7 protein-coding genes are annotated in these 7095 nt (G+C 39.6%); 2 read left to right on the top strand and 5 right to left on the bottom strand.

The window, feature by feature from the left end; genetic code table 11:
- The 5 genes from folB to J7K93_10180 all read right to left on the bottom strand — a co-directional run.
- The coding region (folB, locus tag J7K93_10200; GenBank protein ID MCD6117377.1) for a dihydroneopterin aldolase at positions 1–353 on the bottom strand (353 nt) is incomplete at its 3' end.
- Positions 350–1078, bottom strand: a complete 729-nt coding sequence (locus J7K93_10195; GenBank protein ID MCD6117376.1) for an SDR family oxidoreductase — start codon at positions 1076–1078, stop codon at positions 350–352. The genes J7K93_10195 and folB, both read right to left, overlap by 4 nt.
- A 23-nt stretch (positions 1079–1101) precedes the next feature.
- Entirely contained in the window at positions 1102–1851 is a 750-nt protein-coding gene (locus J7K93_10190) for an HAD family hydrolase (GenBank protein MCD6117375.1), read from the bottom strand.
- Positions 1852–1863: 12 nt separating this feature from the next.
- A complete protein-coding gene (locus tag J7K93_10185) occupies positions 1864–2796 on the bottom strand; it encodes a DMT family transporter (GenBank protein ID MCD6117374.1) in 933 nt (310 codons plus the stop codon).
- 7 nt (positions 2797–2803) lie between these two features.
- Complete coding sequence (locus J7K93_10180) at positions 2804–4342, bottom strand: glutamine synthetase (GenBank protein ID MCD6117373.1); 1539 nt, start codon at positions 4340–4342, stop codon at positions 2804–2806.
- Positions 4343–4558: 216 nt separating this feature from the next.
- Here J7K93_10180 and J7K93_10175 point away from each other — a divergent pair, with 216 nt between their 5' ends.
- Positions 4559–6133 carry an NAD(P)H-hydrate dehydratase gene (locus tag J7K93_10175; GenBank protein MCD6117372.1) on the top strand — a complete coding sequence of 525 codons (1575 nt, stop codon included), beginning with the start codon at positions 4559–4561 and terminating at the stop codon, positions 6131–6133.
- A gap of 83 nt (positions 6134–6216) precedes the next feature.
- A complete protein-coding gene (locus J7K93_10170) occupies positions 6217–7092 on the top strand; it encodes a hypothetical protein (GenBank protein ID MCD6117371.1) in 876 nt (291 codons plus the stop codon).
- The last annotated feature ends 3 nt before the right edge of the window (positions 7093–7095 follow it).

Genomic DNA, 7095 nt, shown 5'->3' with positions numbered 1-7095 from the left:
TCCCTGCTTGCCGAGCACTCAACAGAAACAGAATCTGTAAATCTCAGTGCATTGGGTTTGTCTATCTCAACAATTGCCGATTTTATTCTCTGGTCTTCCATTACAATCCTCAGTACATACGCTGCCAATTTCTCAAGCAGCTCAAATTTACTGTTTTCAACTGCTTTAAGAATTTTCTTTTTAACTATACGATAATTAACTGTATCATCTATACGGTCAGATTCTACTGCAGCATCTCCGAAGAATTCCATTGTCAGGTTTATCAGCACTTCCCGGGGAAGCTCTTTTTCCCACTCATGGATTCCTATTATTGTTCTTGCCCTGAGGTTTTTAATCCTTACTTTCATCTTCATAAGCCTAAATGTTCTCCTCCGTCAATAAATAATATTTCTCCTGTTACAAAAGGATTATCAAGCAGAAATCCTATTGCATTAGTAATATAATCCGGATTTCCAGTCATTTTTAGAGGAATATTCTCCTTCATTCTCAAAAAGCCCTCTTCTCCTGAATCTTTGGAAGGCAAAATCAATCCCGGGCTTATTCCGTTTACCCGTACGTTTGGGCCAAGAGCTTTTGCAGCCATTAAAGTCAGGTCTGCAAGGCTCTTTTTAGTAAGAGAATACCAGAAATAGGGCGTGTGGTTCCTGGAAATTTTCGCATCAAGAATATTAATTATCTGCAATCTAATGTTTTTATCATTGGCATGTCTGCCGAATTTCTGCATCAGAAGAAATGGCGCTCTGAAGTTTGCTGAAAACAATTTTTCAAAAAGAGCTTCATCTGTCTGCAGGAATCCCGCTCTCTCAAACAAAGAAGCATTGTTTATTAAAAGGCTGATCTCCGAAAACTTTTCAAACACATCATCTGCTAATTTTACAACCTGCTCTCTTCCGGTCAAATCTGCCTGGAAAATACTGCATTCCCGGCCCATAGACCTTATCTCTTCGGCTACTTGCTCTGCGTCTTTCACAGATCGATTATAATGAACAGCTATATCAAACCCCTGGTTTGCGAGATAAAGCGCTATTTGCCTTCCTATTCTTTTTGCTCCTCCGGTAATTAATGCGGCTTTAGACAAAATGCCTCCCCTTAGCTTATAAATTACATATTGCTGTTTATTTTATTTATTACTTCAGCAGCATCTTTCAGGCTGCCTGAAAAATCCGGATCGGGAATGTTGCCTCTTTCCTGTTCATGGTCTTTTTGCAGAAAGAACTCTTCGTTAAACTCCCGACCGTCAAGAACAAGAAAAGTCTTCATCCCAATTCTTGCAGCAGCCATGTCCTGAATTTCATCATTGCCAATCATAAGGCATTGATCTGGCGGAGTATTAGTCATTGTGCAGATATGCCTGAAATATTGAACATCGGGTTTACAATAATTCATATTTGTTATATGAGACACAAATGCATAATTCTTAATATTAAGTCCAGCCCATAAGGCCCGCATTAGCTGTATCTTTTCCGGCCAAAGAGGATTGGACGCAAGTACAACACTCAGGCCTTGTTCTTCAATGACTGAAAGGATATCCTTTACTCCAGGCGCAGGCTTAACCATAGATTTTAATGAATCAAAATATGTATCGTAAAATTTATCGAATCTCTCCCATATATCTTTATACGGCCACTCTCTTCCATTTGCAAAAATCTTTAAAAAATATTGATCGTTTGGTAATTCACCTCTGTTTTTTGAAACGGCCTTAGTTGCTGTTATAATTCTTTCAATAAATTCCTTTTGAGGCATCATGTCAGCAAATCTTTCATAAACTGCTGATAAATATGTACCCATAAATTTCTGCTCATTAAAAAGAATTAATGTATTGTCAATATCAAAAAGAATTGTTTTCAGCACAATGTTCTCCTTCTATGTTTCCGGGAAAAAAGCATTTGATTTTTTATGAGTACTCAAACTGTAAAAAATAATCGATGCTGATACACTGATCATTCCGATAACAGTAACAAGGTCAGGTGATTCCCCCGGAATAAGCATCCAGCTTAAGATTGCTCCAAAAACAGGAATGATAAATTTCCATAAATTCAGGTCAGAAACTTTAACTTCAGGCCTCTGTAAGAGTCGGAACCATATTGAAAGTCCTGTTGCAGAGACTACACTGAGCCATAAAAGAGCTGCCCAGAATTTTATCGGAAGCCCCGAAAGATCAGGTGTCCCCTCCGAGAGAACAGAGGCTGTAAAAAGCATACAACCTCCTATAAAAAGCTGAAAAGCATTCAGTACAAGGGGGTTAATGGATTTCTTGTTCTTTTTTATCATTATATTACCAGCTGCACCTGATATTGAAGAAAGCAGAAGAAGGACTATGCCAAAATAATTGCCTGTACCAGCTTCTCCTCTGTGTCTGTTTAAACTTATTATCACAACTCCTGCGAGGCCTAAAGTAATAAAAAGTGATTTTTTCAGAGTTAAGGAATCGTCTGCAATGGCCGCATGAGCCATAAGTGCTGAAATTAACGGAGATGCTCCTATTATTATTGCTGCCGCAGCACCAGAGACTCGTGTCATACCATTATAAAAAAGTCCGTAACCAAGAAAAGTCTGGAAGACGCTAAGCAGTAGAATTATCTTCCGATTTTCATAAATATTATCTAAAATCTTTTTCAGGTTTCCGCAAAACGGCAGAAGAATAAGGCCTGCAATGATAAATCTTATCCCTGCGAATCCAAGGGGTTTTATAAACTGCAGCCCTATCTTCACACCTGCAAAAGCCGTTGACCAGAACAAACATGCAATAATTGCAAGGACAAATGTTGGCAGACGGATGCCTTTTTCTGTTTCCATTTTTTACCTAATGGCGGTGCAGATCCTTATGCATTATTTTTCTGGTTTCATGCAGTCTGTCATCTGCCGGCATATCTGCGAGAGTTTCATTCATATGTTCATCTTTTTCACTCTTCAACAAATTTGTAATATAATCAATACTTGAAGAAGTGAATACATTGTCTCTTTCGTACAGTTCCCTTTTTTCCAAAAGCCTGCGTGCAGACTCAACGCAGCTTGTTGGAAGAGCCGGAAGGCTTTTTAAGAGCTTCTTGTTTTTAAAAATATTTCCTACAACATAAAGCTTTTCAGCAAGCTCATCACTTCCTTCGTGCGTTAGGCCCCACTCTGCAGCCATTGTAATCCCTGCAAGGAGAAGATGTATAAGAGCACTGCCATCAGGGCTTCTTAATTCTACAGTCTGGCGCGAGGCTACATTCTCAAGTTCTTTTACTTTCCCGGGATTAATAACATCTGCAAGATTTCTTAAACGAGACCATCCCAGAGGAACTCTTATCATTGCGCTTCTGTTAAGATCACTCCAGCAGATTCTTGTGGGAGCTTCCTGGTCAGGAACTAACCTTAAATATGCAGATGAAACCGTATTCCCGAAAGCGGTAAGAGAATCAGCATAAGTGCACAAACCTCCGATGAGTTTCCTTGCCTCTTTTGAAATCTCTCCGGAACTGTCACGCATAATATTTTTACCGTTTTTCATAAGTGCAGTATGTATATGAAAACCGTTTCCTGCTATACCCTCTTCAAGTTTTGGCGCAAAAGTAGCCACACATCCGCACCTGTACGAAACATTTCTTATAAGCCATCTCGACAGAACAAGCCAGTCCGCAGCTTCATCAACAGGCCTCGGTAAAAATTCGATTTCTAATTGCTCCCCCTGTTTACCTCTGATTTCATCAAGGTCACTTCTCACTTTTTCTACGTATCCTACTTCACTATGAGCATATTTAATAGATTCCGTAATCTGGGAAATATATCTAACCATCTCATTGAGTACCTGGCCGCTCTTTACAAATGGCGTTGAAGAATGGTAGCCCTTCTGCACTTCGGCAGAGTATATTTTTGTCTCAGGGTCGCGTAAAAGGAAAAACTCCAGTTCACCCATTACATGAAAATCAAGGCCTGTATTATCTTTAAACATTTCGTATGCATTGTACAGAATATTATCAAGTGTGAAATTAGCCCTCTCTCCCTCCTTTGTAAGGTATCTGCATATAAAATCAAGACTTGAAGAATCAAAGGGATTCAGAAAAGCTGTGCTGTAAACAGGAACGACATATAAATCTGACAGGGAAACATCTACCATACCCCGAAACAGAGAAGAGCCGTCAACTCTTTCTCCGTTTGTGAGTATGATTTCAGCCTGCCGCTTATTTGCTATGGGAAGTTTTAGCTCTTTCAATTTACCGTCAAGGGCAGTGTAATGAAAAGTAATCCGCTCTATCTGTTTATCTTCAATTACTTTTAAAAGGTCTTCTCTGGTAAAATCCAGCCTCGGTTTATCCAGAATCTTCGTCAGCGGATTCGTAAGAGCATAGGTTGAATGCATAAATCCTCCTTTAGATACTGCGGGAATGTTTCTTTTATCATGTTAACACAACCGTAAAAATTACGGGCTTAAAGATAATAAATATATTAGCCCAATCAAACATTTTTCTGCATTCTGAAAAATTTAACATATTCCTTGCTTTTTTCTCAAGGAAACATATTTTACACTATAGATTATGTGACAAAAAAACTTATATTTTTAAAAGAGGCTACTATAATGAAAGTTTGCAATGTTACAACTATGGTCAACATGGACAAAACTGCAATTAAAAAATACTCCATCCCGGCTCCAATATTAATGGAAAATGCTGCTATTAGTGTATGCAATGCTATAGAAAGAGAAACCGGCATAAAAGGCCTCTCTTTTACGATTTTCTGCGGTACAGGCAATAACGGAGGAGACGGACTTGGTGTAGGCAGAAAACTTCTGTCTTATGGAGCAAATGTTAAAATTGTACTCCTCGGAGGAGAAGATAAATTTAAAGGTGCAGCCCTTGACAACCTTAACCGAATAAAAAAAATCGGAATAGATATTCACATTCTTTCAGATAAAAGCAATCTCAACACTATTGCAGGCCAAAGCGATGTAATTGTTGACGCAATTTTCGGTACAGGTCTTAAAAGAGATGTACAAGGCCTTTACAGGGATACAATCGAATGGATAAACAGAAGCGGCCTGCCTGTTGTATCTGTAGACATTCCATCAGGTATAAACGGCGACACCGGACAGATTATGGGTTCGGCTGTTCTTTCAGATTTTACAGTCACTTTCGGACTTCCTAAATACGGCACTATGCTGTATCCGGGTTTTGATTTTTCCGGCAGGCTCTACGTATCACATATATCCTTTCCCCCTGAACTTTATAACGATGATTCAATTGAAACCGAAGTAAACATCCCCGGCCTCCTTCCGGAACGAAATCCAATGGGGCACAAAGGCAGTTTCGGAAACATACTTGTTGTTTCAGGAGCAAAAACTTATTACGGAGCACCTCTGTTTTCATCTTTATCAGCATACAAGGCAGGAGCAGGATATGTCCGACTTGCAGCTCCTGATTTTATGATTCCCCACATTGCTCAGCAGGCGCCTGAAGTTGTGTTCGTTCCCATGACTGCAAATGCAGAAGGTTCAATGTGTGAAAGTAATCGCTTAAAAATTGAGGAAACTGCGGGAATAAGTGATTGTGTTGTTTTGGGCCCCGGCCTTTCTTTGAATGATGAAACGCAGATACTTATACGTGAACTTGCAGCAAGAATTAATAAATTTATGATAATTGACGGCGACGGCCTGACTGCATTAAAGAATGATTTGTCAATACTTAAAAAACGCTCAGGCCCGACGCTTCTTACTCCCCATGCAGGCGAATTAAGCAGGCTAACAGGTCTCTCCGTCAAAACCATTCAAAACGACCCTGTCAGTGCAGTAAAAAATCTTGCAGAAAAGACAAACTCCTATGTTGTGCTTAAAGGGGCGCATTCCTTAATATGTTCTCCTGATAATAAAATATGGATTAACATAACAGGTAACAACGGCATGGCTACTGCCGGATCAGGAGATGTGCTGACCGGCACAATTGCAGCTCTTTTCGGCCAGGGAATGGAAATTCCGGAAAGCATTAAAGCAGGTGTATTTATTCACGGAATGGCAGGAGATATCGCTGCGGAAAAGATCGGACAGCGCGGGATGACTGCTGCTGATATTTTGGATTCAATCCCTGAAGCAGTGCTAAATTTCATTGAAAACTACAATACTATCAAAGGTACATTAAACGGAAAAATTACTGTTATCTGAATTTTTTTACTTTTTTGTTGCAAAATACAAAATTATGTGCCAATTTCTAATAACTTCATATTAATCAAATCGGAGAATTGGCCATGAAACGTTATATCATAATTATGTCATGCATGTTTTTAATGATGAATGCCTTTGCCCTGCAGGCACAGGATATCGAAAACAATGTATCAAAATACACATCTGTTAACGGAAAGCTTTACCTTCAGCCTCTCGCAGATGCTTTTGGTGCCAATCTGAACAGCGGTTTTTTCTACTCGGCAAAAATTAAAACTTTCGGCCTTCATATTGATTTTGGAATCAAAGCCATGTATGCACCCATCCCTGCTGATAAAAAAACTTTCACCCCTCAGCCTGAGATGGGGTGGCAGCCTCCTGCCGGCACAATCCTTCCCACTATTTTCGGTGACGAGGAGAATGTTACAGTAAATGGTATTGAACTCCCGGGAGGTGTATTGGATACTGACTTTTTCCCTCTTGCAGTACCTCAACTTACTGTGGGATCTTTGCTTGGTACGGATTTTACTCTGCGCTATGTAAAATACAAAATTGACGATGAAATAGGCGACATAAAACTTTACGGTTGGGGAATCAGGCACAATTTGAGCCAATATTTCCCTCTTATGTTTGTAGATATTGCAGCAGCCTATTATCATCAGAAATTTACTGTAGGAGATATAATTGACGCAACAGCTACGTTTGCAGGGCTTCAGGCAAGTTACTCTGTCAGTGTGCTTACTCTGTACGGAGCTGCAGGTATGGAAAAATCAACATTGAATATCAGCTACACATATACGGATGGCAGCCAATCAACGGCTGTAGCATTTGATCTTAAGGGTGAAAATCATTTTAGAACTACGATTGGTGCTGCACTGAATCTCTACGTTGTAAAAATTCATGCGGATTACAACATGTCTGCGCAGAAAGTAATTTCAGGCGGAGTGGTTTTTGGATTTTGATTG

This window comes from bacterium (genome assembly GCA_021158245.1).
Lineage (GTDB): Bacteria > Zhuqueibacterota > QNDG01 > QNDG01 > QNDG01 > QNDG01.
Note: the sequence above shows the minus strand (reverse complement) of the source record. Positions and strands in the feature narration are given on the sequence as shown.